This window comes from Bradyrhizobium centrosematis (assembly GCF_045571495.1).
Taxonomy (GTDB): Bacteria; Pseudomonadota; Alphaproteobacteria; order Rhizobiales; family Xanthobacteraceae; genus Bradyrhizobium; species Bradyrhizobium centrosematis.
Window position 1 is genome coordinate 1,528,424 of sequence record NZ_CP120703.1, and the last position, 26,211, is coordinate 1,554,634.

Annotated in this window: 23 protein-coding genes, 1 tRNA gene and 1 pseudogene; 16 read left to right on the forward strand and 9 right to left on the reverse strand. The window is 64.5% G+C overall.

The window, feature by feature from the left end; translation table 11 throughout:
* The first annotated feature begins 129 nt into the window (after positions 1–129).
* Complete coding sequence (locus tag P6U31_RS07305) at positions 130–969, forward strand: universal stress protein (RefSeq protein WP_407187553.1); 840 nt, start codon at positions 130–132, stop codon at positions 967–969.
* A gap of 304 nt (positions 970–1,273) precedes the next feature.
* On the opposite strand, the gene P6U31_RS07310 is transcribed toward P6U31_RS07305, so the two are convergent.
* The 3 genes from P6U31_RS07310 to P6U31_RS07320 form a co-directional block, all read right to left on the reverse strand.
* Positions 1,274–1,348 (reverse strand) — tRNA-Val (locus tag P6U31_RS07310).
* Between the two features lie 160 nt (positions 1,349–1,508).
* Entirely contained in the window at positions 1,509–2,801 is a 1,293-nt protein-coding gene (locus tag P6U31_RS07315) for a hypothetical protein (protein ID WP_407187554.1), read from the reverse strand.
* Positions 2,802–2,921: 120 nt separating this feature from the next.
* Entirely contained in the window at positions 2,922–3,527 is a 606-nt protein-coding gene (locus tag P6U31_RS07320) for a DUF1134 domain-containing protein (RefSeq protein WP_407187555.1), read from the reverse strand.
* 139 nt (positions 3,528–3,666) lie between these two features.
* Between P6U31_RS07320 and P6U31_RS07325 the strand changes: the two genes are divergently transcribed.
* A complete protein-coding gene (locus tag P6U31_RS07325) occupies positions 3,667–4,152 on the forward strand; it encodes a YHS domain-containing (seleno)protein (protein ID WP_407187556.1) in 486 nt (161 codons plus the stop codon).
* Here P6U31_RS07325 and cysQ read toward each other — a convergent pair.
* On the reverse strand, positions 4,146–4,976 hold the full coding sequence (cysQ, locus tag P6U31_RS07330; protein WP_407189780.1) for a 3'(2'),5'-bisphosphate nucleotidase CysQ: 831 nt from the start codon (positions 4,974–4,976) through the stop codon (positions 4,146–4,148). The two genes, P6U31_RS07325 and cysQ, sit on opposite strands and share 7 nt — an antisense overlap.
* 199 nt (positions 4,977–5,175) lie before the next feature.
* Here cysQ and chpT point away from each other — a divergent pair, with 199 nt between their 5' ends.
* The 7 genes and pseudogenes from chpT to P6U31_RS07365 all read left to right on the forward strand — a co-directional run bounded on the left by chpT (position 5,176) and on the right by P6U31_RS07365 (position 12,678).
* Positions 5,176–5,829, forward strand: coding sequence for a histidine phosphotransferase ChpT (gene chpT, locus P6U31_RS07335; RefSeq protein ID WP_407187557.1), 654 nt, complete (start codon positions 5,176–5,178; stop codon positions 5,827–5,829).
* A 196-nt stretch (positions 5,830–6,025) separates the two neighbouring features.
* On the forward strand, positions 6,026–8,809 hold the full coding sequence (locus P6U31_RS07340) for a chemotaxis protein CheW (RefSeq protein WP_407187558.1): 2,784 nt from the start codon (positions 6,026–6,028) through the stop codon (positions 8,807–8,809).
* Positions 8,810–8,892: 83 nt separating this feature from the next.
* A pseudogene (locus tag P6U31_RS07345) lies at positions 8,893–9,367 on the forward strand (chemotaxis protein CheW).
* 73 nt (positions 9,368–9,440) lie between these two features.
* Positions 9,441–9,806: a PleD family two-component system response regulator gene (locus P6U31_RS07350; RefSeq protein ID WP_007600538.1), complete on the forward strand. Its 366-nt coding sequence runs from the start codon at positions 9,441–9,443 to the stop codon at positions 9,804–9,806.
* Between the two features lie 74 nt (positions 9,807–9,880).
* Positions 9,881–11,077, forward strand: a complete 1,197-nt coding sequence (locus P6U31_RS07355) for a chemotaxis response regulator protein-glutamate methylesterase (protein WP_407187559.1) — start codon at positions 9,881–9,883, stop codon at positions 11,075–11,077.
* Positions 11,074–11,946, forward strand: a complete 873-nt coding sequence (locus tag P6U31_RS07360; protein ID WP_407187560.1) for a CheR family methyltransferase — start codon at positions 11,074–11,076, stop codon at positions 11,944–11,946. Before P6U31_RS07355 ends, P6U31_RS07360 begins: the two co-directional genes overlap by 4 nt.
* A gap of 306 nt (positions 11,947–12,252) precedes the next feature.
* Positions 12,253–12,678 (forward strand): hypothetical protein, encoded by a 426-nt coding sequence (locus P6U31_RS07365; protein ID WP_407187561.1) that lies wholly within the window; start codon positions 12,253–12,255, stop codon positions 12,676–12,678.
* Between the two features lie 54 nt (positions 12,679–12,732).
* On the opposite strand, the gene P6U31_RS07370 is transcribed toward P6U31_RS07365, so the two are convergent.
* The 4 genes from P6U31_RS07370 to ctrA all read right to left on the reverse strand — a co-directional run bounded on the left by P6U31_RS07370 (position 12,733) and on the right by ctrA (position 15,576).
* A complete protein-coding gene (locus tag P6U31_RS07370) occupies positions 12,733–13,893 on the reverse strand; it encodes a glutathionylspermidine synthase family protein (protein ID WP_407187562.1) in 1,161 nt (386 codons plus the stop codon).
* Between the two features lie 3 nt (positions 13,894–13,896).
* Positions 13,897–14,295: a hypothetical protein gene (locus tag P6U31_RS07375; RefSeq protein WP_407187563.1), complete on the reverse strand. Its 399-nt coding sequence runs from the start codon at positions 14,293–14,295 to the stop codon at positions 13,897–13,899.
* Between the two features lies 1 nt (position 14,296).
* Positions 14,297–14,701 carry a DUF350 domain-containing protein gene (locus P6U31_RS07380; protein WP_407187564.1) on the reverse strand — a complete coding sequence of 135 codons (405 nt, stop codon included), beginning with the start codon at positions 14,699–14,701 and terminating at the stop codon, positions 14,297–14,299.
* A gap of 173 nt (positions 14,702–14,874) precedes the next feature.
* Entirely contained in the window at positions 14,875–15,576 is a 702-nt protein-coding gene (gene ctrA, locus P6U31_RS07385) for a response regulator transcription factor CtrA (protein WP_016848562.1), read from the reverse strand.
* A gap of 417 nt (positions 15,577–15,993) precedes the next feature.
* Between ctrA and fliI the strand changes: the two genes are divergently transcribed.
* The 6 genes from fliI to P6U31_RS07415 all read left to right on the forward strand — a co-directional run bounded on the left by fliI (position 15,994) and on the right by P6U31_RS07415 (position 22,462).
* The gene (gene fliI / locus P6U31_RS07390) at positions 15,994–17,319 is read left to right on the forward strand and encodes a flagellar protein export ATPase FliI (RefSeq protein WP_407187565.1); all 1,326 of its coding nucleotides are present in this window, start codon (positions 15,994–15,996) and stop codon (positions 17,317–17,319) included.
* A 121-nt stretch (positions 17,320–17,440) separates the two neighbouring features.
* Complete coding sequence (gene fliJ / locus P6U31_RS07395; RefSeq protein WP_407187566.1) at positions 17,441–17,860, forward strand: flagellar export protein FliJ; 420 nt, start codon at positions 17,441–17,443, stop codon at positions 17,858–17,860.
* A gap of 319 nt (positions 17,861–18,179) precedes the next feature.
* Positions 18,180–18,725: a sigma-70 family RNA polymerase sigma factor gene (locus P6U31_RS07400; RefSeq protein WP_407187567.1), complete on the forward strand. Its 546-nt coding sequence runs from the start codon at positions 18,180–18,182 to the stop codon at positions 18,723–18,725.
* Between the two features lie 206 nt (positions 18,726–18,931).
* Complete coding sequence (locus P6U31_RS07405) at positions 18,932–19,984, forward strand: anti-sigma factor domain-containing protein (RefSeq protein ID WP_407187568.1); 1,053 nt, start codon at positions 18,932–18,934, stop codon at positions 19,982–19,984.
* A 180-nt stretch (positions 19,985–20,164) separates the two neighbouring features.
* Positions 20,165–21,124, forward strand: coding sequence for an AraC family transcriptional regulator (locus P6U31_RS07410; protein WP_407187569.1), 960 nt, complete (start codon positions 20,165–20,167; stop codon positions 21,122–21,124).
* A 114-nt stretch (positions 21,125–21,238) separates the two neighbouring features.
* Entirely contained in the window at positions 21,239–22,462 is a 1,224-nt protein-coding gene (locus P6U31_RS07415) for an NAD(P)/FAD-dependent oxidoreductase (RefSeq protein WP_407187570.1), read from the forward strand.
* Between the two features lie 320 nt (positions 22,463–22,782).
* Here the strand turns inward: P6U31_RS07415 and P6U31_RS07420 are convergent, their stop codons facing one another.
* Entirely contained in the window at positions 22,783–23,112 is a 330-nt protein-coding gene (locus tag P6U31_RS07420) for a hypothetical protein (protein ID WP_407187571.1), read from the reverse strand.
* Between the two features lie 336 nt (positions 23,113–23,448).
* Here P6U31_RS07420 and P6U31_RS07425 point away from each other — a divergent pair, with 336 nt between their 5' ends.
* Positions 23,449–24,882 carry a DUF1254 domain-containing protein gene (locus P6U31_RS07425; protein ID WP_407187572.1) on the forward strand — a complete coding sequence of 478 codons (1,434 nt, stop codon included), beginning with the start codon at positions 23,449–23,451 and terminating at the stop codon, positions 24,880–24,882.
* The last annotated feature ends 1,329 nt before the right edge of the window (positions 24,883–26,211 follow it).

The following is a 26,211-nucleotide window of genomic DNA, read 5'->3' on the forward strand; positions in this document are numbered from 1 at the left end:
AGGTCGCATGACTGCAAGCATTGTTGATGACAAGCCGGAACGGCGCGAAGTGGAAATTCTCGTAGGCGTCATCCCGAGCGAAAAATAGGTCTCCAGCGTCACTGCTCACCGAAAACACCGGGGTTCAAAATGAAGACGCTCTTGGTCCCGCTTCAAAATATTCCGATGATGACATCTACGCTCGATGTCGCCGTGCGACTCGCGCAACGTACCGGCGCCTATATTGAAGGTTTCCCGCTCCGGTTCGGCATCCCTCAATATCTAGCCGCGGAACTGGCGACCGGCATTCTCTTGGATTCGCATGAAGCAAAGAGCGAAGCCGAATTGAACAACATGCGCGACTTTTTCGAAGCGTTCATGCAGAGGCACGATGTTCCCCAATCCACTGCCGGGTTGGGTCGACCATGTTTCAGCTGGCTGGAGACCGCGCCTGAGGGCGAAGATTTTGTCGGGAATCATGGTCGCGCCTTCGATCTGATTGTCATGGCACGGTCTGACGTCGATGCTGCGGGCCCTCACCGACGCGCGATTGAATCCGCGCTGTTTGAGAGCGGCAAGCCCGTTCTACTGGTGCCGCCAAGGGCACCAAGACGCATCGCGACAAACGTGATGATCCACTGGAATGGTAGTACCGAGCAGGCTCGGGCAAACGCATTCGCCATGCCTTTGCTTCGTTCCGCCGAAAGAGTATCGGTGCTGACCGTTATTGGTGGCCAAGCGGTACCAGGACCATCTGCCGATCAGATCGTCCAGCAGCTGAGATACAATGACATCGCAGCCCATGCGACAAGGGTTGAACTGGAGAATCGCGACACCGGAGCGGCGGTCCTCGATGCGGCCAGAGCTCAAGGCTGCGACCTCTTGATCAAGGGAGCCTTTACCCGCACTCGGCTGCGGCAAATGATATTCGGTGGGGCGACCAGCCATATCATGGAACACGCGGATTTGCCCGTCCTGATGGCTCATTGAAGCGCGATGGGATCTGGATGAATCGGCTTCCCCTTTGTCCGGATCATGCTTTAGAGCCGCACGCTGGCCGCTCGCGGGATGATGCCATCCTGCCGCTGTTTTGCCCGGCGGAGCAAGCAGGTGGATTCGGGAAAGCCGTAACCCATTGATCCGACTGGTGTCGGCTACTGTGCATGGGGTTGTTTTCGACATTTTGAAGAGCGGGAACAAGACGCCCCAATCCGTCTACGCTCTTCGAGCTACGCCGGACACGCTTCGCCATCATGGGGCGTGGCTGCGCCACGCGAAGCCTTTTGGCGAAGCGTGGTGGGCGCACAAGGGATCGAACCTTGGACCTCTCCCGTGTGAAGGGAACGCTCTCCCGCTGAGCTATGCGCCCGGGACCATCATGCAGACGGCCGGACCTGTTCGGCCGGCCGATGCATTGGAGCCCGCGATTTAGAAGTGCGGGCTTGAGGTGTCAAGTTTCCAGGCGCCGGGGAGCCCGAAAACCTTGCCTCGGTCACGCCATTTGCGGCCGAGAGGCGATTTCGGGACCCTTATGCGCCCTGCTGGCGGGCGCGGGAGGCGTGGGCCTGCAGCGCCCGGATGCGCTCGGCCAGCGTCCCACCCCCTTCGGGCAGGTTCGGCGTGCCATTGGTCGCGGCGTCGTTGGCCGGGCGCGGCGCCGGCTTCGGCGGCTGGCCGGCCTCGGCCGCGAGCAGCGCCTCGATCGGCGAGTTCGGGCCTTCGAGCTGCATCGCGAGCTTGGCGACTTCCGCGGCGATGTCGTTGATGCGCTCGCGCAGCAGCGCATTCTCCATGCGCTCGGTCGCCCAGGAGCTCTCGGCCTGCTGCTGGATCGCGTTGATGTCGCGCTGCAGTTTTGCGCGTTCGTCGCGGGCGGTGCGCAGCTGCTCCTCCAGCGCGGTCTTTTCCGCGCGCAACTGCTCCATCGCGGCAGAAGACTTGCCGCCGCTCAGGCCCGCGATCTCGACGCGCAGCTCCTTGATGGTGCGCTCGGCCCCTTCATTGGCCTGACGGAGCTGGTTGTTCTCGTAGTCGCGCTCGGCGAGCAGCTTGCCCTGCGTGGCGAGCCGGCCCTCGAGGTCGGCGACGCGGGCCGACAGCATCTCGGCTTCCTTGACCTGCACGATCAGCTGACGATCGAGCTCGGTGACGCGCTGGCTCAGATTCTCGACCCGGCCGCGGGCATCGGCGAGCTCGCGCGAGGCGGTCTCGGATTCGGTGCGCTCCTGCGCCAGCCGCGCTTGGGTGGCGGCAAACTCCTTCTCGGCGTCGCCGACCCGGTTCTTCAGCTCTTCGATCTGCGCGCGCACCGCGATCAGCTCGACCTGGCGGCTCTCGGCCATCATCGAGCGGTCGGACAGTTCGGAGTTGATCTTGGCGAGCTCGTTCTGCTTGTCGGTCAGCGCGTTCTCGGCCGCGCGCAAGGCTTCGGTCTTGGCGTTGAATTCTTCCTCGGTGGCGCGGAGCTGCTCCTTGACCGCCTTCTCGCGCGCCTCGAGGGCGAAGATCGTGGCGTTCTTCTCGCCGAGCTCGATCTTCATGCGGTTGATGGCGTCGCTCTTTTTGCCGAGTTCGGCGAGCTGGCTCGTAGTTTTGTTCTTGAGCTGCTCGACGCTCATCTCGAGCCGCCGCGCCGACATGGCGAATTCGGCGCGGAGCTGGTCCTTGTCGGCCTGGATCTCGGCCATCGACAGCGGCGTTGCGGCTTCGAGCCGGCGCGTGGTCAGGCGCACGGCGCGGTTATGCACCAGCGGCACGATGGCGAGCCCGCACAGCATCGAAAGCAGGAAACCGATCGCCAGGTACATGATCGGTTCGACCATGGGCCAGAACTCCCAAAGCTTAGGAAAAAGTTACCAACGACCATGCCATGGCGGGCCGGCAAAAAGCCAGCCCCGCCCTGTCGTTAACCTTGATCCGTGAGGCGGAGGGAGGAGGGGACTCTAGAATGGGTTCCAGGTCGCCCGCGGCGTGTATTTGAGATAGCCGATATTGGCGCCTAGCCGCAGGCCGAGCCCGGAGCGGATCGGCACCAGCACGATGTTGTTGGCGGTGAGCGCCGTCATGCCGAAGCCGCCGATGATGTAGGCCGAGCCGTCGATGCCGGCGAAGCGCTGGTAGATCGCGTTGGTGGCGGGCAGGTTGTAGACCAGCGTCATGGTGCGCGCGCCATCGCCGCCCCAGTCGAAGCCGAGGGAGGGGCCCTGCCAGTAGACGCGCAGGTCGCCGGCGTTCTTGGTGTAGAGCGTGCCCTCGCCATAGCGCAGGCCGGCGACGAAGGCGCCGGAACCTTCCTCACCGAGGATGTAGCCGTTCGGCAGGCCCCACTGGCTGACCGCCTTCTCGATGATCGAGGCGAGCCCGCGCGAGACGTTGCCGAAGAAGCGGTGGCCCGCGGTGACGAGCTCGTCCGGCCCGTAGGTGTTGGGCGTCGGGGTCCGCTGTGGCGGCGGCAGATTGGGCGGCGGCGCCTGCTGGGCGGAGGCCGGCACGATCCAGCCCACCATCGCGGCAAGCGCGAGCGCAGCAAGGCGTGATGCGAAAGTCATAAAAGAACCCCTGGTACCGAAACCGGTCGCTTCCTTAACCTGGCGCCAACAGGCGCGGCCCTAGGTTGCGCCGGATGTCCCCTCGACTCGGATGTTATCCGCAGCAACTATGACGGCACAACGGCAGGAAGATAGCCCTTTGCGCCCCGGAATTGCCTTGATCGGGCTCGTCCTCTGCCTGCTGTCGGGCATATGGATCGTCGGTCCTGGGGCACCGGCCGAGGCGGCCACCACCGAGCGCATCGTCGTCAACCGCTTCAGCGGCGTCGCCATCGAGGGCTTCGACCCCGTCGCCTATTTCGTCGATGGCCGGGCCGTGCAAGGGACGGCAGAGTTCGAGGCCAACCTCTGGGGCGCGGTCTGGCGCTTTCGCAATGAGGGCAACCGCGCCTCCTTCCTGGCCCATCCCGAGATCTATGGGCCGCAATTCGGCGGCTACGATCCCGCCGACATCGCCCGCGGCGTCACCATCGCCGGTAATCCCCATTTCTTCGCGATCGTCGCGCAGCGGCTTTATCTGTTCAGCCGGGAAGCCAATCGCGACGCCTTTGCCGCCGATCCCGAGCGGTTCCTGCATGAAGTGGGCAAGCGCTGGCCGGCCCTCCTGGAACAGCTCGGTCAGTAGCAGCCTACCGCCTGCGGGTCGCCCCAGGCAATGAAGTCCGGGATGATGAAGCCTCGATCCTGCCGCTCGCCGAAGCGCAGCTCGCCGCCGTTGCCGTCGGTCACCCGGCCGCCGGCCGCCGTCACGACCGCAGAGCCGGCTCCGACGTCCCATTCACAGGTGGGGCCGAAGCGGGGGTAGATGTCGGCGCTGCCCTCGGCGATCCGGCCGAATTTCACGGCTGAGCCGCAGGTCTTCCTCACCGCATTGGGCCGGCCGTCGATAAAGGCCTCGCTCCTGGGATCCCCGTGCGAGCGGCTCACTGCCGCGACCCACGGCTCGCCGCGCGCCGGCAGCTTGCGGGTGCGGATCGGCTCCGCCGCGCCGATGCTGGCGCCGTCGAGCCTCACGCGCTCGGCGCCGTGGCCGACGACGCCGCGCCAGAGGACGCCGAGCGCGGGCGCGCTGACGATGCCCAGCAGCGGCACGCCTGACGTCACGAGGGCGAGATTGACGGTGAACTCGTCGCGGCCGGCGACGAACTCCTTGGTGCCGTCGAGCGGATCGATCAGGAAGAAGCTGCCCTGAAACGGCGGCGAGGCGAACTGGGTCCGCTCTTCTGAGAGCGTCGGGATGTCGCCTGCGAGCTGCGCCAGGCCGTCGGCGATGATGCGGTCGGCGGCGAGGTCGGCCTCGGTTACCGGCGAGCCGTCCTGCTTGCCGTCGACCCGCATCGCCGCGCGGTTGACGGCAAGGATCGCCTCGCCCGCCTTCACCACCAGCACCGTCAATGGCTCCAACAGCCCGGATGCGGCCGCGGCGTCGATGATCCGCTTCACCTGGATGCCTCAATCATCGGCAATTCGTTCCTTCTCGACTGATTCGCCTCGATTCATTCGATTGGGCCTTTATGACCGCCGTGCCGTGATCGCAAGCTAGCTGCAGCGGGCTGGCGAATGTTAGAACCCGCAGCATCCGTCAAGCATGCGTGATTCGCGGCGTCCCGCGCCGTGCAATTCCAGGAACCCTCCAGGACCCCTTTATATGTCTGACGCCTCGTCGCCCGCGACCACTACTGCTCCCGATATGCTCGAACTCGCCGCGCTGCTGTGCTCGCGGGTCTGCCACGATCTCATCAGCCCTGTCGGCGCCATCGTCAACGGGCTCGAAGTGCTCGACGACGATCCCAAGCCCGAAGACCGCGAGTTCGCGCTCGACCTGATCCGCAAGAGTGCCAAGACGGCTTCCGCCCGGCTCCAGTTCTGCCGTCTCGCCTTCGGCGCGGCCGGCTCTTCCGGTGCGCAGATCGATCTCGGCGATGCCCAGACCATGGCGCGCGGGCACATCGAGGACGGCAAGTGCTCGATCACCTGGAATCTGCCGCGGCTCCTCTTGCCGAAGAACCGGGTCAAGCTGCTCCTCAACATGCTGGTCGTCGCCCAGCATACGATCCCGCGCGGCGGCATGCTGACGGTCGACCCGATCGGCGAGGGCGAGACGATGAGCTTCCGCATCACCGCGACCGGCCATAACGCACGCCTGCCGCAGAACATCTCCGAGCTGCTGAGCGGCGAGCGGGGACCAGCCGCAGATGCGCACGCGATCCAGCCTTACTATACGCGGCTGCTGGCGCAGGCCTGCGGGCTCACCGTGAAGCTCGCGCCGGAAGGCGAAGCCATCATCGTTACCGCTTCGTAAACGGCGCGTCGCGCTCGGCTTCTTAAGCGAATCTTTACAAGGCGCTTCGGCTTGTCCGGAGCGCCTTATCTCTTTGTTGGTTCCGTTCTTTTGCACATACTCAACCAATATTAAACGCTTTGCGGTGAAGCTGGCCCCATTCCGAAATGGCGCATCGCACCTCGTGCGCGCCCTTCCTGTATGAAGGCCTGTTTTCATGGATGATCTGTTGCGGGAGTTTTTGACGGAGACCAGCGAGAGCCTGGACACCGTGGACAATCAATTGGTGAAGTTCGAGCAGGAGCCGAACAACGCCAAGATTCTCGATAACATCTTCCGCCTGGTTCACACCATCAAGGGCACCTGCGGCTTCCTCGGCCTGCCCCGGCTCGAAGCGCTGGCCCATGCCGGCGAGACCTTGATGGGCAAGTTCCGTGACGGCATGCCGGTGACCGGGCAGGCGGTGACGGTGATCCTGTCCTCGATCGACCGCATCAAGGAGATTTTGGCCGGGCTCGAAGCGACCGAAGCCGAGCCCGAGGGCAACGACCGCGACCTCATCGACAAGCTGGAAGCGATGGTGGAGCAGGGCATGGCGGCAATGGCCGCTGGAGCCGCTCCCGTTGCTGAGGCCCCGCCGCTAGTGCCGGAAGCCCCGGCCGCCGCTGCACCCGCCAAGGAGATGACCACGGGCTCGCTGATCGAGCAGACGCTGGAGCGCCCCTTGCGTCCGGGCGAGGTCTCGCTCGACGAGCTCGAGCGCGCCTTCCGCGAGACCGCGATCGAAGCGCCGGTGCCTGTGGCCAAGGCCGAAGCAAAGGCCGCCCCCGCGCCGGCTGCTGAGGCGCCCGCGGCGAAGGAAGCCGCAAAGCCCGCCGCCAAGGAGAAGGCCGCACCGAAGAAGTCGATGGCCGACGAGGGCGCCGGCGAGGGCGACCGCATCGCCAACCAGTCGATCCGCGTCAACGTGGATACGCTGGAGCACCTGATGACCATGGTCTCCGAGCTGGTCTTGACCCGCAACCAGCTGCTGGAGATCTCCCGCCGCAACGAGGACACCGAGTTCAAGGTGCCGTTGCAGCGCCTCTCCAACGTCACCGCCGAGCTGCAGGAAGGCGTCATGAAGACGCGCATGCAGCCGATCGGCAATGCCTGGCAGAAGCTGCCCCGCATCGTCCGCGACCTCTCGAGCGAACTCGGCAAGCAGATCGAATTGGAGATGCACGGCGCCGACACCGAGCTCGACCGCCAGGTGCTCGACCTGATCAAGGACCCGCTCACCCACATGGTGCGCAACTCCGCCGATCATGGCCTGGAGACCCCCGCCGAGCGCTTGGCGAGCGGCAAGGGCGAGCAGGGCACCATTCGCCTGTCCGCCTATCACGAGGGCGGCCACATCATCATCTGCATCGCCGACAACGGCCGCGGCCTCAACACCGAGAAGATCAAGGCCAAGGCGCTCTCGTCAGGCCTCGTCACCGAGGCTGAGCTCGAGAAGATGAGCGAAGCCCAGATCCATAAGTTCATCTTCGCGCCGGGCTTCTCCACTGCTGCCGCCATCACCTCGGTCTCGGGCCGCGGCGTCGGCATGGACGTGGTGCGCACCAATATCGACCAGATCGGCGGCACCATCGACATCAAGAGCGTGGCCGGCGAAGGTTCTTCCGTCACCATCAAGATCCCGCTGACGCTCGCCATCGTCTCGGCCCTGATCGTCGAGGCCGCCGGCGACCGTTTTGCGATCCCGCAGCTCTCGGTGGTCGAGCTGGTGCGGGCCCGCGCCAACTCCGAGCACCGCATCGAGCGCATCAAGGACACCGCGGTGTTGCGCCTACGCAACAAGCTCTTGCCGCTGATCCATCTGAAGAAGCTGCTCAAGATCGACGACGGCGCGGCTAGCGATCCCGAGAACGGCTTCATCGTGGTCACCCAGGTCGGCAGCCAGACCTTTGGCATCGTCGTCGACGGGGTCTTCCACACGGAAGAGATCGTGGTGAAGCCGATGTCGACCAAACTGCGTCACATCGACATGTTCTCCGGCAACACCATTCTGGGCGATGGCGCGGTCATCATGATCATCGACCCCAACGGCATTGCCAAGGCGCTCGGCGCCGCCGGCTCCTCGGCCCATGACATGGGCGACGAGAATGGCGCCCATCACATCGGCTCGGGCGAGCAGACCACCTCGCTCCTGGTGTTCCGCGCCGGCTCGTCCCAGCCCAAGGCGGTCCCGCTCGGGCTCGTCACGCGCCTGGAAGAGCTCCCCGCCGACAAGATCGAGTTCAGCAACGGCCGCTACATGGTGCAGTACCGCGAGCAGCTGATGCCGCTGGTGGCCATGGAAGGCGTCACCATCGCGAGCCAGGGCGCCCAGCCGATCCTGGTGTTCGCCGATGACGGCCGCTCCATGGGCCTCGTGGTCGACGAGATCATCGACATCGTCGAGGAACGGCTCAACATCGAGGTCGGCGGCTCCTCCAGCGGCATTCTCGGCTCGGCCGTGATCAAGGGCCAGGCCACCGAGGTGATCGACGTTGGCCACTTCCTGCCGATGGCGTTCTCCGACTGGTTCACCCGCAAGGAGATGAAGCCGTCGCTGCACGCGCAGTCGGTGCTCCTGGTCGACGATAGTGCGTTCTTCCGCAACATGCTGGCGCCGGTGCTCAAGGCCGCCGGCTACCGCGTCCGCACCGCGCCGACCGCGCAGGAGGGCCTGGCGGCGCTGCGGGCCCAGAGCTTCGACGTGATCCTGACCGACATCGAGATGCCCGACATGAACGGGTTCGAGTTCGCGGAAGTTATCCGCGCCGACAACAACCTCGCCGCGACGCCGATCATCGGCCTGTCCGCGCTGGTGTCGCCGGCGGCGATCGAGCGCGGCCGCCAGGCCGGCTTCCACGATTATGTCGCCAAGTTCGACCGTCCCGGTCTGATTGCGGCGCTGAAGGAGCAGACCGCGAGCGCCGCCGGCGCCTCCGAGCTGAGCCGGGCAGCGGCGTAGAGCATGATCCGGAAAAGTGTGAAGCGGCTTTCCGCCAAGATCATGCTCAAACAGAACAGTGTTCGCGATCAGGAGATGGATCGATGACCAGCAAGACCCAATCCAGCGAAGGCGCCATGGTCGAATACGTCACCGCGATGATCGGCGGCCAGCTGTTCGGCCTGCCGATCTCGCGCGTCCAGGACGTGTTCATGCCCGAGCGCGTCACCCGCGTGCCGCTGGCCTCGCGCGAGATCGCCGGCGTGCTCAATCTGCGCGGCCGCATCGTCACCGTGGTCGACATGCGCGCCCGGCTCGGCTCGGCTGCCCAAGGCCGAGGACGGCAAGACGGCGATGGCGGTCGGCGTCGATCTGCGCGGCGAATCCTATGGCCTCCTGATCGACCAGATCGGCGAGGTGCTGCGCCTGCCCGAGGACGGCAAGGAAGAAAACCCCGTCAACCTCGATCCCCGCATGGCCAAGCTCGCCGGCGGCGTCCACCGCCTCGACGGACAGCTCATGGTCGTCCTCGACGTCGACCGTGTCCTCGAGCTCGCGCCCGAGATGATGGCAGCCTGATACGGCGGCTTTGCCGCCGACGTGCCAGTATTTGGAAGTGCCCCCCGCAAAGGGGGAGGAAGCAGAGGTTCACATGCGCACTTGTCTCGTCGTTGATGATTCCAGCGTCATCCGCAAGGTTGCGCGCCGGATCCTGGAGGGCCTCGACTTCCAGATTCTCGAAGCCGAGGACGGTGAGAAGGCGCTGGAAGCCTGCAAGCGCGGCTTGCCCGATGCGGTGCTGCTCGACTGGAACATGCCCGTGATGGATGGCTACGAGTTCCTCGGCCATCTCCGGCGGATGCCCGGCGGCGACCAGCCCAAGGTGGTGTTCTGCACCACCGAGAACGACGTCGCGCATATCGCGCGTGCGCTGCATGCCGGCGCCAACGAATACATCATGAAGCCGTTCGACAAGGACATCGTGACGGCGAAGTTCCAGGAAGTCGGCCTGATCTGAGCGATCGGCCGAAGGACGTGCGGATTCTTCGGCGCCCGTTTTCAACGTACCCTTTCAGTCTGAGTTGGTGAGTAATGAGTGTTGCGTTCGCAGGGAATTCGACCACGGGCTCGTCGCGCGAAGCCGGGCCGCTGCGCGTGATGATCGTCGATGACTCCGTCGTCATCCGCGGTCTGATTTCGCGCTGGGTCGGTGCCGAACACGACATGGAGGTCGCAGCCTCGCTGCGCACCGGGCTCGAGGCGGTCAACCAGCTCGAACGCATCAACCCTGACGTCGCCGTGCTCGACATCGAAATGCCCGAGCTCGACGGCATCTCGGCGTTGCCGCAGCTGTTGGCGAAGAAGCGTGATCTCGTCATCATCATGGCCTCGACGCTGACCCGCCGCAACGCAGAGATCAGCTTCAAGGCGCTGTCGCTCGGCGCGGCCGATTACATTCCGAAGCCGGAATCGACGCGCGAGGCTTCAGCCGCCGACATCTTCCATCACGACCTGATCCAGAAGATCCGCCATCTCGGCGCGCGGCTGCGACGCAAGTCCGCGATTGCGAGTCCGCCGCTGGCGCCGGCGAGCCTGACGCCGGCCCCGCGTGGTCCCGTTCCCGTGGCGCGGCCCGCCGCGCCCGCACCCGTGGTGCAGGCTCCGTCGTCGGGATCGCTGGCGACGCGGCCGTTCTCCAATCAGGCACCCAAGGTGCTGCTGATCGGCTCCTCGACCGGTGGCCCACAGGCGCTGATGGCGCTCGTCACCGAGCTCGGTCCGGTGATCGACCGCTTCCCTGTGCTGATCACCCAGCACATGCCACCGACCTTCACGACCATCCTGGCCGAGCATCTGGCGCGCTCGAGCCGCCGGCCGGCAGCCGAGGCGGTCGATGGCGAGCCGGTGAAGCCGGGACGGATTTATCTCGCGCCCGGCGGCAAGCACATGCGCGTGGCGCGCAGCGGCGCCGACACCGTGATCGCGCTCGACGACGGTCCCGCCGTCAATTTCTGCAAGCCCGCGGTCGATCCGCTCTTCACCTCCGCCATCGACATCTGGCACGGCGGCATTCTCTCCGTGATCCTGACGGGCATGGGGTCGGACGGCATGCGCGGCGGCAAGGACATCGTTGCCGCCGGCGGCAGCGTCATTGCGCAAGACGAAGCCTCCAGCGTGGTCTGGGGCATGCCGGGCGCGGCGGCCAATGCCGGCATCTGCTCGGCGATCCTGCCGCTCAACCAGATCGGCGCCAAGGTCAACCGCCTGTTCTCGGGGGACCGCTCGTGACGCCCGTCGACTACGACTATCTGCGCAAGTTCCTGAAAGAGCGCTCCGGCCTCGATCTGTCGCCCGACAAGCAATATCTGGTCGAGAGCCGGCTCTTGCCGCTGGCCCGCAAGGCCAATCTTCCCGGCATTCCCGATCTCGTGCTGAAGATCAGGAATGGCGACGGTCGGCTTGCGACCGACGTGGTCGAAGCAATGACCACCAACGAGACTTTCTTCTACCGCGACAAGATCCCGTTCGATCATCTGCGCGACACCATCCTGCCGGGATTGATCCAGGCGCGTGCGGCGCGCAAGTCCCTTCGCATCTGGTCGGCGGCCTCGTCGACGGGGCAGGAGCCCTATTCGATCGCGATGTGCGTGAGAGAGATGGGTGCGGCGCTCGCCGGCTGGCGGATCGAGATCGTCGCCACCGATCTGTCGCAGGAGGTGCTGGAAAAATCGAAGGCCGGCGTCTACAGCCAGTTCGAGGTGCAGCGCGGTCTGCCGATCCAGATGCTGGTCAAGTATTTCAAGCAGACCGGCGAGCTCTGGCAGCTCAATGCCGACATTCGCGCCATGGTGCAGTTCCGCCAGCTCAATCTGCTGCAGGACTTCTCCCATCTCGGCACGTTCGACGTGATCTTCTGCCGCAACGTGCTGATCTATTTCGATCAGGATACCAAGGCGGTGATTTTCGAGCGCATGGCGAAGGGGATAGAGGCGGACGGCACGTTGCTGCTGGGGGCCGCCGAATCCGTCGTCGGCATCACCGACGCGTTCCGTCCCATCGCGGAGCGCCGCGGGCTCTATCAGCTCAACCCCGCGCGCTCCGGCCGTCCGATGGGCGGGCTGATGCCGCAGCAGCTGAAGCTCGCCGCGGCGAGGTGAGTGGCCGAACGGCGCTCGGGGGAGCGCCGTCCTTGCGGACGATCGGCATATCTGACGGGATATCTTCAGTCGTTGTGCGCGACGCTGAACGCCGTGTTCGAGCGCTCGCGAATTACCCCGCTACCGCGCAACAGAGCTTGCGCCGCGATGCAACATGCTTGCGGCCCTGATGAGCATCTAAAGGTTGTGCTATATTGCCGATGGTCCCGCCCAGCCGGCGGGATTCCATTCCATCATGAACGAATTTGAGGAGGGCATACCATGCGAATGTCTTGTGCCTCGTACCTTCTATTGATTGCGGTTTCGTTGCCGGCCACTGCTCGCGCCGGCGAGCAAGTGCTCGAATTCAAGCTCGTCACCAAGCCGGTGGACGTGAAGGTCACCGAGGTCGCGAATGTCGAGGGGCAGACGGTCATGTCCGGCAAGATGTTTGGCGTCGCCATCTTCAAGGATGGTCGCATTGCCGTGAAGGATTTCGTCAATTCCAGCGATTTGCTCAAAGGCTCGGGGCCGATGTTCGGTTACAGCACCTACACCTTCGACGATGGCTCCTCCATCACGGCGCGCTACACCGGCGCGATCAAGGACGGCAAGGCGAAGGGCGAATATACGATCCTGTCTGGGACCGGGATGTACGCCAACGCGACGGGCACCGGCGGTTTCGAAAGTGCGCAAAGCGGCTTCAAGGGTGCCTTCCTGTACGATGGGCGATTCATCGTCAAGACGCCCTGATCCGACGCGATAACATTCGCGCTCGCGCCCTCACCGACGGGGCGCGAGCGCGTCTCACAAAATCGCGTGCGGCAGAAACCGCGAGTGGTTGCCCGTGATCGGGCTCTCGTCCTCGCGGATCGAGAGGCCACAGGGTTCGTGGTTCACCAGCCAGCTTCCAATCACCGGATAGAAGCCCGAAAAATTCGGTAGCGGCGCCAGCGCCTGCCGCACGAAGCCTTCGGCCCCGTAAGGCCCCGTCTGTTCGTCGAGCGGCATGCCGCCGGACACGATCGTGACATTAGCGCCTTCGCGCGACAACAGCGGCTTGCGCACATAGGAGGTGCCGAGCTCCGCAGCGCGCGGATCGTCCTCGAAGAAGGCCGGCAGCAGATTGGGGTGGTTCGGAAACATCTCCCAGAGCAGCGGCAGAATGCTCTTGTTGGAGAGCACAGCCTTCCATGGCGGCTCGATCCAGCGCGTGGCTGCGTCCTTCAGCTTCGCGCCGAAGGCGTCGTGGAACATCCATTCCCAGGGATAGAGCTTGAAGGCGAGGGCGATATCGTTCTCGTCGAGATCGACGAAGCCGCCGGGCTCATCGCGCCAGCCGATCTCTTCGATGTCGAGCAGCCTGGTCGAGAGCCCGGCCTGGCGCGCGGTGTCCTCGAGATAAGCCAGCGTGCCGGCATCCTCGGTATTATCGGTGCTACCGGTGAGATGAACATGCCGGCCCGCTGCAATCTCCTTCCACGCCGCGATCAGCCGCTCGTGGATGGAGTTGAATTGATCGGCGCGAACAGGGACGATGCGGCGCTCGATCGCCTGTTCGAGCCAGGTCCATTGAAATACGGCGGCCTCGAAGATCGAGGTCGGCGTGTCCGCATTGTATTCGAGTAGTTTTGCCGGCGATCTGCCATCGTAGCTCAGATCGAGCCGGCCGTAGAGGCTGCGGTCGCGGCGCGCCCAGCTCTCGGCGATCAGGCTCCAGAACGCCTCCGGAATCTTCAGTCGTCGCAGCTGCCGCTCGTCGCCGATGACGCGGCCCACGAGCTCAAGGCACATCGCGTCGATCTCGCCGGTCGGCGTCTCGATGCCGCGCTCGATCTCGTCGAGCGTGAAGCCGTAATAGGCGCGCTCGTCCCAATAGCGTTCGCCGTCGATGGTGTGGAAGACGAAGCCGCATTGCGCTGCGGTCTGTTGCCAATCATCGCGCTCGAGACAGGTGATGCGCTGCATGGGTCAGCCGCCGCCCGAGAAGCCGTGGCCGAACGAGCCGAAGCCGCCGCGGCTCACGCTGCTATGGCCGGAATCGGACGAGGTTCCCGACGAGGAATGGCTGGAGGAATCGCTGCTGAAGAAGCTCGATCGCGACGACCAGCGCGAGCTGCTGCCGCCAGACGAACTGCTGCTGCCGCTGGTGCAGGTTGTGGTCGTCTGTCCCGGCACAGCGCCGGGCGTGGGCTCGCAAGTCTGCCGCGGCATCATGGTGTAGGCCGTGGTGCCGACCGCGATCGTGCCCATCACCAGCAGCGCGACATGGCCGGAGCGCTTGACTGGCTCGCGCGGCGGCAGCGGCAGGTCCGCCGGCTGGCGCGGCCGGCGCTTGCCGAACTCCTTCTTGGACGGTTTGTCGGCCATCTCAGTAGATCATGCTGGCGGCGTTGAGGAGGCCTGCGGCGAGTGAGGACAGCCCGAGCCAGATTGCCGGCGCCAGCTCGCCGGCGGCGATCCGCGCCGACAGGTTCGGTACCGGCACCCGCACCAGAAACAGCACGATGATCTGCACGATCAGCGCGATGATCGCCCAGATCATGCAGTCCAGCACGTTCGCCGAATGCGCGATGGCGCTGACCAGCGGTGCGACGAAGCCGAGCAGGCTGAGGCCGAGCGCGATCGCCGCCGCCGGCTCGTTGTCCCGGATCAGCTGGAACTCGTTATGAGGGGTGATGCGGGTGTAGACCAGCAGATAGGCCACGATCGCGATCAGCCCGGTGCAGAAATAGACCAGGAAGGCGGGCAGACCGGCGAGTGATTGCAGGATCATCGTTCCCCCATCATGTGGCGACCATTCGTCGGCGGGGGAAGGATAGCGGTTCAACGGTCAAACGACCGCGAGGCCGCATCCGTCGTCCCCCGAAAAACGAAAACCCCGCCATTTGCGGCGGGGTCCAGGCTGGGAGGAGCGAGCCCCGAGGGCTCGCGACGTAAACGGAAGGATCAGGCGGGGATGCGCTCGTCGGCCTCGTGCGGCTCGCGCAGCACGTAGCCGCGGCCCCACACGGTCTCGATGAAGTTGCGGCCTTCGGAGGCGTTGGCGAGCTTCTTGCGGAGCTTGCAGATGAAGACGTCGATGATCTTCAGCTCGGGCTCGTCCATGCCGCCATAGAGATGGTTGAGGAACATTTCCTTGGTGAGGGTCGTGCCCTTGCGCAAGGAGAGCAGCTCCAGCATCTGATATTCCTTGCCGGTCAGATGCACGCGCTGGCCGCCGACTTCCACCGTCTTGGTGTCGAGGTTGACGACGAGGTCGCCGGTCTGGATGACCGACTGGGCATGGCCCTTGGAGCGGCGCACGATCGCGTGGATGCGGGCCACCAGCTCGTCCTTGTGGAAGGGCTTGGTCATGTAGTCGTCGGCGCCGACGCCGAGACCCTTGACCTTGTCCTCGATGCCGGCGAGGCCGGAGAGGATCAGAATCGGTGTCTTGATCTTGGAGACCCGGAGCTGCTTGAGCACGTCGTAGCCGGACATGTCGGGCAGGTTGAGATCGAGGAGAATAATGTCGTAATCGTATAGTTTACCGAGATCGACGCCTTCCTCCCCCAAATCGGTCGTGTAGACGTTGAAGCTTTCCGACTTCAACATCAGCTCGATCGACTGCGCGACGGCGCTGTCATCTTCAATCAGCAAAACGCGCATGCCAGTTCCCCATAGTCGCCGCTCCTGGGCGTCAGGTCGGCCGCATTCGCGGCACTCAACAAAACGCCTTTGAACAACTGATTCGGATCCTGACAACAGATGGTTAACAAAATCTGATTCTGGAACGCAAGTCCCCACCGGTGCAATTTTCGTCGAATCGCCCTAAGGTCTTGCGTGTGAAGCAGCTTTCGTCACCCAGCTCCGTTCAAGTTCCACTTTAAGAGACGGGCCTAACCGACTCCCGCGACTCAGCCTTCTTCTGAAGGGGAGTCACGCTCAGTCTCAAAGACAGTGACGCAATGATTAATGATGCGGGTAAACACGAAGTTAAGCTCCGTTCAGAAATATGGCGAAACTTAAGGTTTTCACCGTGAAGTCCCGGACGGCCAAGGCACGCCCCTCAATGAAGGCTCACCGATGAAGGCTTTGGCCGAACAGATCGGCGACATCGACGGCGTCAATATCTATGGCCGCGTGGTCGGCGTTCGCGGCCTGATGGTCGAGGTGGCAGGCCCGATCCATGCGATGTCGGTCGGCGCGCGGCTGGTGATCGAAACCGGCGCCAATCGTTCGATTCCTTGCGAGGTGATCGGCTTCTCGGGCAACAATGCTGTCGTGATGCCGTTCGCAGGCCTCGACGGCGTGCGCCGCGGCTGCAAGGCCGTCATCGCCAATGCTGCCAATCTGGTGCGACCGTCCTCGGCCTGGCTCGGCCGCGTCGTCAATGCGCTGGGCGAGCCGATCGACGGCAAGGGGCCGCTGCCGCAGGGCGCCTCGCCGATGCCGTTCCGCAATTCGCCGCCGCCGGCGCATTCGCGCAAGCGTGTCGGCGCTCCGCTCGATCTCGGCGTGCGCGCGATGAACACGTTCCTCACCTGCTGCCGCGGCCAGCGCATGGGCATCTTCGCAGGCTCCGGCGTCGGCAAATCGGTGCTGCTGTCGATGCTCGCGCGCAACGTCGATGCCGCCGTCAGCGTCATCGGGCTGATCGGCGAACGCGGCCGCGAGGTGCAGGAATTCCTGCAGGACGATCTCGGCGAGGAGGGCCTGGCGCGCTCCGTCGTGGTGGTCGCGACCTCCGACGAGCCGGCGCTGATGCGCCGGCAGGCGGCGTATCTGACGCTCGCCATCGCCGAATATTTTCGCGACGAGAACAAGGACGTGCTGTGCCTGATGGACTCGGTGACGCGCTTTGCCATGGCCCAGCGCGAGATCGGCCTGTCCGCCGGCGAGCCGCCGACGGCCAAGGGTTACACGCCGACCGTCTTCACCGAGCTGCCGAAACTCTTGGAGCGGGCCGGCCCCGGCCTCGGGGAGGGCGCCATCACCGCCATCTTCACGGTGCTGGTCGACGGCGACGATCATAACGAGCCGATTGCCGACGCCGTGCGCGGCATCCTGGATGGCCACATCGTGATGCAGCGCTCGATCGCCGAGCGCGGTCGCTACCCCGCCATCAACATCCTCAAATCCGTCTCCCGGACCATGCCGAAATCGGCCGATCCCCAGTTCTGGCCGGTCATTCAGCGGGCGCGCCAGGTGATGGCAACCTATGCCGACATGGAGGAATTGATCCGCCTTGGCGCCTATCGGGCCGGCTCCAGCCCGGAGGTCGACGAGGCGATCCGCCTGCACGAGCCGCTGGAGGCCTTCCTGCGCCAGCGCAAGGACGAAAATGCATCACTTGCGGACGGCTACCGCCAGTTGGCGCAAATCCTCGGCAATTTGGAAACGGAACGCTAACTTTGTCAGGTCATCATCCGATCCCACAGAGTAGCAGAGCCGGTCTTGGCCCCCGTCGGGCCTGTGGGGTGACCGGTGTCGTCCCACGTGCAGCGGGGGGACTTCTGGGGAGTACGAGTCGATGAAGTCACGAGATACCCTCATTCGCCTGAAGAAGTTTCAGGTCGACGAGAAGCGCCGCCGGGTCGCCCAGATCGAGACCATGATCGCCGATTTCCAGCGGATGTCGGTCGATCTCGAGCGCGAGATCCAGACCGAGCAGGAGCGTGCCGGGATCAACGATCCCTCGCACTTCGCCTATCCGACCTATGCCAAGGCCGCGATCCAGCGCCGCGAGAACCTGACCCGCTCGGCCGACGAGCTCAAGGGCCAGCTCGACGAAGCCAAGGCTGCGCTGGCCGAGGCCTTCGAGGAGCTGAAGAAGGTCGAGCTGCTCGACGAGCGCGATCAGGCCCGCGAACGCGCCGAAGAGAACGCCCGCGAGCAGGCGGACCTCGACAGCATCGGCCTGATGCGCGCCCGCATCGGTGCGGTCGCCTGACGGCGCCGGCAAGCCAGACCACCGAAAGATCCGCAAAACCCGGGCCCGCAAGGCCCGGGTTTTCGTATGCGCTGTCCACAGTGTGGCGCCGCACCCCTTGGTGGTCGGCTTTGTCGCGCGCTATGGTGGTGGAGCTGAATGCTGTGCCAGCGACGGCGGTGCCCACCTCTCCCTTGGGAGAGGTCGGCGCGGAGCGCCGGGTGAGGGGTGACGGTCCGCCGTTAGCCTCGCGCCCCCTCACCCGATTTGCTGCGCAAATCGACCTCTCCCCGTCGGGGAGAGGTGAAGGCAAGCGGCGGACCGCGTGTCAGGGGGCTGAATGCTGACGCCAGCTGAGCTGGTCGGGTTGATCGAGGCGGTGGCGAAGGGCGATCAGGCCGCGTTCGAGCGCCTCTACGCCGCCACGCGCGCGAAACTCTATGGCGTCGTGCTCCGTATCTTGCGTCGACAGGATCTCGCAGAGGAGGTCATTCAGGAGACCTACGTCAAGATCTGGAACGGCGCCGGCCAGTTCAATCCGGCCCTGTCGTCGCCGATCACGTGGATGGTCTCGATTGCGCGCAACCGTGCGATCGACATCGTGCGCAAGAAGTCGGAACTCTCCATCGAGGAAGAGCCTCAGGCGATGGAGGTTGCGGCCGACAGTCCCGACCCGCTGGCGCGCCGGGAGATGACCGAAGAGTTGAAGCGGCTGCTGGAATGCATCGGGCGGCTCGAGCCGGACCGTCAGCGGCTCGTGCTCCTCGCCTATTACAACGGATGGAGCCGCGAGCAATTGGCCGAGAAATTCGCCGCCCCCGTCAACACGGTGAAGACGTGGCTCCGGCGCAGCATGTTGGAGATCCGGGAGTGCCTCGGACTCTAGAGGATGATGAGAGTGTATAAGCTGGCGCAGCGGTCTCGCTTCACCTCTCCCGCAGGGAGAAGTCGGATTGCATCGCAAGGTGCAATCCGGGTGAGGGGTTACGCTCTCTCATGGGACCTGAGCCCCTCACCTGATTTGCGCGGGACGATGCTGCGCATCCCCCGGGGCAAATCGACCTCTCCCTATGGGAGCGGTGAAGGAATGTGATGGCCTACTCGGAGGACCATATCGCGCTCGCCGCGGAATATGCGCTCGGTACGCTCGATGCCGACGAGCGCGCGCAGGTCGAGACCATGATGGCGGTGGACGAGGCGTTCGCCGCGATCGTGCAGGCCTGGTCCTTCCGGCTCGGCGGCCTCAATCAGATGGTCGGCTCGGTCGAGCCGCGTCCGATCGTGTGGGAGAACATCAGGTCCGAGATCGCGGCTACGGCGCTGGCGCAGCAGCCGCCCGCGGTGGCCGAGGCAACGCCGCCCCCGGCACCGGAGCCGCCCGCTTTGGAGACCGCGGAGCCGGCGACGGAGGCCGCGCAGTCCCCGGCCGTACCGCCTGCCGAGGCCGCGCCACCGGAGATCTCGCGTCCTGCCCCCGACGCGCCTGCGGACGTCGCGCCGCAATTCATCCCGCAAGTCCATGCGCCGGATCTGGCTGTGGTCCGCCCGTCGCCGGCGCCGGCCGCCGACGACGGCGACGTGATTCGTCTCCAGCGCCGCGTGAAGCGCTGGCGCTCGGTCGCGTCCGTCGCCGGCGCGCTCGCGGCCGCGCTGCTCGTCACGCTGTCGCTCCAGATTTTCCTGCCCGACGCGCTGCCGGGCGCCTTGCGTCCCGCCCCGCGCATCCAGACGGTCGAAGTGAAGACACCGGCGGCGCCGCTCGCAGCGTCCGCGCAATATGTTGCGTTGCTGCAGGGCCAGGCTGGCGGCCCCGCCTTCATCCTCACCGTCGACGGCGCGACGCGCAATTTCACGGTGCGCAAGGTCGGTGCGACGCCGGAGCCGGGCAAGAGCTTCGAGCTCTGGCTGATCTCCGACAAGCTGCCGCGCCCGCGATCGCTCGGCGTGATCGGCACCGGTGATTTCACCGCCCGTCCGCTGCTCGCCTCCTATGATGCCGAGGTCGTCAGCGGTGCAACCTACGCCGTTACGGTCGAGCAGGCCGGCGGCTCGCCGAACGGCGAGCCGACCTCGTCCCCCGTGTTTTCCGGCAAGCTGATCGAGACCGTGCCGCCGTCCGAGCCGCAGGTGCCTGCGAAGCGGTAATGCCGTCGGCCACAAGCGCTATAGCGCGTTAAAACTGTCGCCACGGTCCATTTTCCCGTCGTATCCCGACAAGTCCAGCTGAATCCGCCCCCGATTTGAACCTCGCCGCAATTCGGAGCGTCAAATTCCCGGAAATTGCAGTCGGCACCGCCGATCGCGGAGCCGAATGAGGGGCTAGGAATGGACGCAGCGAGAACGCCGGGCATCTTCCTCCACCAATACACGGGATTGCCACACGGCCTGGCGTTCGAGCAGTGGCGCGAGCGGGCCTTCGGAGCTTGCGGCCTCGATATCGGGCCGAGCCGCGGCGCCGCCATCGATTGCCGGCTCCAGGTCAGCGTGGTCGACAATATCACGCTCGCCATTCCGGAAGGCGCGTCCGCGCAATATTCCCGCACCCAGAGCCACCTCGCCGACGGCAGCGACGACCTCGTCCTGATCTCCGGGCGCGCAGGCCGCGTTCGCGTCGGGCAGAACGGCCACACCGTGGAACTCGCGCCCGCGCAGATGGTGCTCGTCGACATGGGCGTCACCGGCACCGTCGGCCACACCGATGACGATCGTTTCACAACCATCCGCATGCCGCGCCGCGCGCTGCTCGACATCAATCCGCGCGCCGAGGACAAGCTGTCGCAAGTCCTCAGCGACGGTGCGGTCGCCGAGACCGTCTTCCGCTATCATGCGCTCGCCGCCAATCACGCGCCGAATCTCGACGCGGTCGGCCAGCGCCTCACCGCGCAGCATATGATCGATCTCGTCGGCCTCCTGCTCGGCACCGACGCGGAGCATGCAAGTCTTGCGCGCGGCCGTGGACATGCGGCGGCTCGCCTCGATCTCATGCGCGCCGACGTGATGGCTGGGCTCGGCCGCAACGATCTCTGCCTGTCCGAGATCGCGTCGCGCTCGGGCTTGAGCCCGCGCCAGGCGCAACGCCTGTTCGAGCAGGCCGGCACCACCTTCACCGAATTCGTGCTGGAGCAGCGCCTGCTCCAGGCGCGCAAGCTGCTCAGCGATCCCCGCGCCAGGACGCGCAAGATCAGCGACATCGCGCATTCCTCGGGCTTCGCCGATTTGTCCTATTTCAACCGTGCGTTCCGCAAGCGTTTCGGCGCGACGCCGTCGGAACTGCGCGAGGCGTGAGCTGCGATTTTGTGCAGCGCGCGGCGGTGGCGCAGTTGGTCGACCCGGCTGAATGAGCTATATCTGTCGGGGCGGGCAGGCTCAGGATTCCTCTGGTAAGTGCAGTAGGCGGAGATGGCGCGTATCGTCGTGCTCGGCGCCGGGTTTGCAGGCCTGTGGGCGGCCATCGGCGCTGCGCGCAAGCGCGATGAGATCGGCGCGAACGGCGACATCGAGATCCACCTCGTCGATCGCAATCCCTATCACAATATCCGCGTGCGCAATTACGAGGCCGATCTCAGCGAGGTCGCGCTACCGCTGCCGCAATTGCTCGAACCCGTCGGCGTCAGTCATGGGATCGGCGAGGTCGAGGCCATCGATTCCGCGCGGCGCGAAATTTCGCTGGTCACCAGCAGCGGCGATCAGACGCTGGCCTATGACCGCCTCGTGCTGGCGCTCGGCAGCGAGGTGATGCGCCCCGGCATTCCCGGCCTTGCCGAGCACGCCTTCGACGTCGACACCTATGCCGCGGCGCGCCGCCTCGAAGATCATCTGGTCTCGCTTGGACGCAGCGCGCCGTCGCCGGGACGTTCAACGGTGGTGGTGGTCGGCGCCGGCTTCACCGGCATTGAGGTCGCGGCCGAGATGCCCGACCGGTTGGCGCGCGCCGGCATCACCGGCAGCCGCCGCATCATTTTGGTCGATCCCAATCCCGTTGTCGGCGCGACCATCGGCGCGCATGCGCAGCCCGTCATCGAGACGGCACTATCGTCGCTCGAGGTCGAGACGCGGCTCGGCGTGCGTGTCGCGTCGATCGAGGCCGCCGGTATGCGCCTGAACACGGGCGAGTTCATTCCGGTGCAGACGGTGATCTGGTGTGCGGGCATGCGTGCAAGCCCTTTGGCCGCAAGCCTTCCGAGCGGTCGCGATCGCCTCGGGCGCCTTCTCGTCGATCCCTTGATGCGGGTGGCGGATGTCGGCGGCGTGTTCGCGGCCGGCGACGTTGCTTCCTGCGTGGTCGATGGGCTGCATCCGACGGTGATGTCGTGCCAGTTCGCGCGTCCCATGGGCCGCTTCGCCGGCCACAACGTGGTCGCCGATCTCGCCGGCTTGCCGATGCTGCCGCTGCGGATCGACTGGTACGTCACCGTGCTCGATCTCGGCGGCTGGGGTGCGCTCTACACCGAAGGCTGGGATCGCGAGGTGCGCGCCACGGGTGCCGCGGCAAAGGCGACCAAAGAGACCATCAACCGCAAGCGCATCTATCCACCGCTCACCGGCAGCAGAGACGAGCTGTTCGCCGCGGCTGCGCCGACGGTGCAGGCGCCGCCGCCGACATACCGGGGACCGCATCGTTGACCTGCCCGGTGCATCCATTTCGAACCGAACGTGAAACGCGGTGACAGGCCCGCATGTTTGAAATTGCCACGACCGCGGAAGAACACCCGCCCTGCAACAGCCTCGCGGGCAGATGAGCGTGAAGCTTTCAGAACCACAGCATCCCGACATGTTGGAGCTTGGGGCGAACGGCTGCAGGTGATGCTGCCAGCCTTGTCCGCTCCGAGACTCCTTGGCCCGCTTTGCCGCTTGCTGCCGAGAGGCCGGCAATTGACCGGCCGCTGCCCTTGGCATTCCCTTATGACGAGTGGCGCAAGGTGAGCGCGAGGTCGGCCAAACGATTACTGCTGGCCTTGTTTGGAAGGGCCAGTCTGGCTGCCAGAACCAGTCGTCTGCTCGCTCCCCGGTTGGCCCGGCGGATGCGCAGAGGCGCCCGGCTTGTCCTGGTCGGCAACGTATCCGGACGCGCCTGAATTGCGCGTCTTGGCCCCTTTGTCTGCGTCGCGCTGCATCTGCTCGTTAGGCTCGCTCGTCTTGAGGGCTTTATCTACGTCAGTATGCATCTCGTCCTTGGTTTGCTCGCTAGGCGCGGCCTTTTGCTGTTGCGCATTTGCTTGGAAGGCAATTGCGCTTGCGGCAACTACAATCATCGCGAGAGTTACGGTTCGCATGGTTCTTCTCCAATGCAGTGTCCTATCCCGCTCAACGCGCCACTTTTCCCAACGTTCGTGATTCCGATCGCTATTTTCAAGAGCGCTGCGATCAGACAGGGATTGGCTCGGGACATGCCTGAACGACTAAATCCCAGCTTTGGGGACCTTAGGCGAACCACCGTATTGCGGACGTGCTGTCGGCTATCGACGGCAGAGCGGACACGGGACGGCGTGGCCCATTCCGAACAACGGCGATCCGGTCTGGATGGAAGTGACTACTCCGTTGATCTTTCTCAATGCAGTCGGTCGGGAGCCGGTGCCTGCTGCAGCTTCTATTGGAACGGAGGTCTGCATATGAGACGACCAATCTCGCAGGTGCTGTTTGGAGCTGCGGTATCCCTGCTTTTCGCTACTGCGGTGCCGGTAAGCGCTCAGACTTCAATCTCCGAGCAGGAGGCGCACGCCATCGGCGTCAACGCCTATCTCTATTTTTATCCGCTGGTCTCGATGGACGTCACGCGGCGGCAGTTCACCAATGTTGAGCCCGGGAAGGAGTTCGGCAAGGGTCCGATGAACATGTTCGTCAGCGTGCCCGAATATCCACCAGCCGATTTCAAGGGCGTGGTGCGAAGCAATTTTGATACGCTCTATTCCATCGTCTGGGCCGATCTCACGAAGGAGCCGATGGTAGTTTCCGTGCCAGATACGGACGGCCGGTTCTATCTGCTGCCGATGTTGGATATGTGGAGCGACGTGTTTGCTTCGCCCGGCTGGCGCACCACCGGCACCAAGATCGCCAATTTTCTGCTCACCCCACCCGGCTGGGCCGGAACCGTGCCGGCTGACATGACGCGCATCAGTGCGCCGACGCCGTTCGTCTGGATTATTGGCCGCACAAAGACCGACGGCCCGCTGGACTACGATGCTGTGCACAAGATCCAGGCCGGATACAGGATCACGGCGCTCTCTGAATGGGGCAAGAATCCGGCCCCACTAAAGGTGGTCATTGATCCCTCGGTGGATATGAAGACGCCGCCGAAGGCGCAGGTCGATACCATGCCGGCCGAAAAATACTTCGCTTATGCGGCTGAGCTGCTCAAGGTGAACCCGCCGCACATCACTGATGAGCCGATGCTCGCGCAACTGAAGAAGATCGGCATTGAGCCGGGCAAGAGTTTTGACCTGACCAAGGCCGATCCCGTCGTGCGCAGAGCGCTCTCGACCGCGCCCGAGACCGGACGGCAGTTGATGGCATGGAAGTACCCGACCCTCGCACGTGTCGTGAACGGCTGGACCATGAACACCGACACGATGGGCGTCTACGGCAACTACTATCTCAAGCGTGCGATCGTCGCACAGTTTGGCTTGGGTGCCAACCTGCCAGAGGACGCTATCTACCCGACCAATCTTGGGGACGACACCGGCAAGCCGCTCGACGGTACAAGCAAATACACCTTGCACTTCGAGAAAGCCGCGCTGCCGCCGGTCACTGCTTTCTGGTCCATCACGCTTTACGACACTGACGGCTTCCAGGTCGCAAACGCGCTCAACCGGTTTGCAGTCTCGAGCTGGATGCCTTTCAAATATAACTCCGACGGATCGCTCGACCTGTACTTCCAGAACGAAAGCCCGGGCGCGGAGAAAGAGGCTAATTGGCTGCCCGCTCCGAAGGGGGCGTTCAATTTGACCATGCGAATGTATGCGCCCCAGGCCGACGCGCTCATCGGCAAGTGGAACCCGCCGCCAGTCGTGCGTGCCCAGCCGGTACCGGGGCTTGCAACGCAGTAGTTCTATTGCTTGATGCAGTCGGTGGGTCTTCTCGAGACCTTCTCGAGTTCGCTCCACCCAGCGTGCCGAACCTCTCGGAATCGATATCGTTAAATTAGGTTAGAGACAGCAACCGGGAAAATCTGGCAATCTCTCGATCTGGAGGGCGGGCCCATGAAGAAGCCGGCGCAGGTTTTGTTTCAAAGGGACCAACTTAGGTCGATTGGCGAAGTCGAACGGCGGCTCGCCGTGATACAGGAAATGCAGCGCCTCTTGGGAAAGGACGGTGTTCCTGCCCATCCGAGCACTGCCAGGAAAGGCACCTCGCAACAACGCGCTCGGTCGAGCTCAGAAAATACGAGCAAGACTTAAGCGGACGGACCTCGATCTCGCGGTCGGGATTAGCTCGCCTCATTTCTCCTTGGAGGCGTCTGCGGCTACGCATTGCGAGCTACCATGTCTGCCCGATGGCGCGCACGGCCGAGACAGCGCCGGACCTGAAGCCACGAGCCGGCACTCGCTGACGTCGATGCCCCGCGCCCTCAGACTCAGCTCTCGGTTTGTAATCTGACAACGTGCAGCACGCACGGTGGTGGCGGTGCCGCGGAGCTGCTCTCAGTTCCCAGGGAAAGTCACACAAGCCCTTGCGCCATTCGACGGCAAAACACCCAATCATCGGGTCAACCCGGCTCGCCGAAAATATTCCGCTTTACCGAAATTCGGAAACGGCGTATGTGTCATCGCAACCCGGCCCAAGGAAGAGGGGCGTATCGCGATCGTCACGAACGCGGGCCGGGCGGCGGTGGACGCTGATTGCATCGGCGCGAAGGGCTTTGTAGGGCGGGCAACCGTGAGCGAAGGGCCTCGCGCATACGACCGGTGCGATCGGCGTACGGCAAAATCGTGTGGTCCTGACGCCCGGGGTCTGTGCGTCAAGCGTTGCGGTGATGTGGGGTGCCCGACCGGGCAAGCGCATCAGCCATCCGCAAGGCGACGGGGGCAATAGTGCATCGCTCCCCGAGGAGAGCGCGACATAAGCCGTAAAACCACTGCGCAGGGAAGGCCGGATGTTTGGCCCCACCTGTATGCCGCTGTGCAAATTCTTGTTGCCATCTTTCGCACAGTGGACCGTGGGTGCCCGGCCGGCACCCGGTCTTCCCTGCGCCCTCTCCATTCATTCATGAAGAGATCGTGCAAAGCTCGGGCGAGATGAGCCGCGAGGATGCGAAGGCGTGTCTGCAATGAAGATGCGAATGAATGGAGCGACGCCGTCACCACGCACTCCGCAATAACGAGTTGGAGACAGAGACGTCTGCAATGACGGGACACCCCAGACATGAGAAAGCGCCC

What these genes read in the sequence shown, in the direction of transcription:
- chpT (WP_407187557.1), top strand. Translation starts at nt 5,176, where the DNA reads ATGTCTGACGCCTCGTCGCCCGCGACCACTACTGCTCCCGATATGCTC.
- P6U31_RS07410 (WP_407187569.1), top strand. Translation starts at nt 20,165, where the DNA reads ATGGACGCAGCGAGAACGCCGGGCATCTTCCTCCACCAATACACGGGA.
- fliI (WP_407187565.1), top strand. Translation starts at nt 15,994, where the DNA reads ATGAAGGCTTTGGCCGAACAGATCGGCGACATCGACGGCGTCAATATC.
- P6U31_RS07375 (WP_407187563.1), bottom strand. Translation starts at nt 14,295, where the DNA reads ATGGCCGACAAACCGTCCAAGAAGGAGTTCGGCAAGCGCCGGCCGCGC.
- P6U31_RS07400 (WP_407187567.1), top strand. Translation starts at nt 18,180, where the DNA reads ATGCTGACGCCAGCTGAGCTGGTCGGGTTGATCGAGGCGGTGGCGAAG.
- P6U31_RS07340 (WP_407187558.1), top strand. Translation starts at nt 6,026, where the DNA reads ATGGATGATCTGTTGCGGGAGTTTTTGACGGAGACCAGCGAGAGCCTG.
- P6U31_RS07380 (WP_407187564.1), bottom strand. Translation starts at nt 14,701, where the DNA reads ATGATCCTGCAATCACTCGCCGGTCTGCCCGCCTTCCTGGTCTATTTC.
- P6U31_RS07305 (WP_407187553.1), top strand. Translation starts at nt 130, where the DNA reads ATGAAGACGCTCTTGGTCCCGCTTCAAAATATTCCGATGATGACATCT.
- P6U31_RS07415 (WP_407187570.1), top strand. Translation starts at nt 21,239, where the DNA reads ATGGCGCGTATCGTCGTGCTCGGCGCCGGGTTTGCAGGCCTGTGGGCG.
- P6U31_RS07320 (WP_407187555.1), bottom strand. Translation starts at nt 3,527, where the DNA reads ATGACTTTCGCATCACGCCTTGCTGCGCTCGCGCTTGCCGCGATGGTG.
- P6U31_RS07355 (WP_407187559.1), top strand. Translation starts at nt 9,881, where the DNA reads ATGAGTGTTGCGTTCGCAGGGAATTCGACCACGGGCTCGTCGCGCGAA.
- P6U31_RS07370 (WP_407187562.1), bottom strand. Translation starts at nt 13,893, where the DNA reads ATGCAGCGCATCACCTGTCTCGAGCGCGATGATTGGCAACAGACCGCA.
- P6U31_RS07350 (WP_007600538.1), top strand. Translation starts at nt 9,441, where the DNA reads ATGCGCACTTGTCTCGTCGTTGATGATTCCAGCGTCATCCGCAAGGTT.
- P6U31_RS07420 (WP_407187571.1), bottom strand. Translation starts at nt 23,112, where the DNA reads ATGCGAACCGTAACTCTCGCGATGATTGTAGTTGCCGCAAGCGCAATT.
- P6U31_RS07425 (WP_407187572.1), top strand. Translation starts at nt 23,449, where the DNA reads ATGAGACGACCAATCTCGCAGGTGCTGTTTGGAGCTGCGGTATCCCTG.
- P6U31_RS07405 (WP_407187568.1), top strand. Translation starts at nt 18,932, where the DNA reads ATGGCCTACTCGGAGGACCATATCGCGCTCGCCGCGGAATATGCGCTC.
- P6U31_RS07315 (WP_407187554.1), bottom strand. Translation starts at nt 2,801, where the DNA reads ATGGTCGAACCGATCATGTACCTGGCGATCGGTTTCCTGCTTTCGATG.
- ctrA (WP_016848562.1), bottom strand. Translation starts at nt 15,576, where the DNA reads ATGCGCGTTTTGCTGATTGAAGATGACAGCGCCGTCGCGCAGTCGATC.
- fliJ (WP_407187566.1), top strand. Translation starts at nt 17,441, where the DNA reads ATGAAGTCACGAGATACCCTCATTCGCCTGAAGAAGTTTCAGGTCGAC.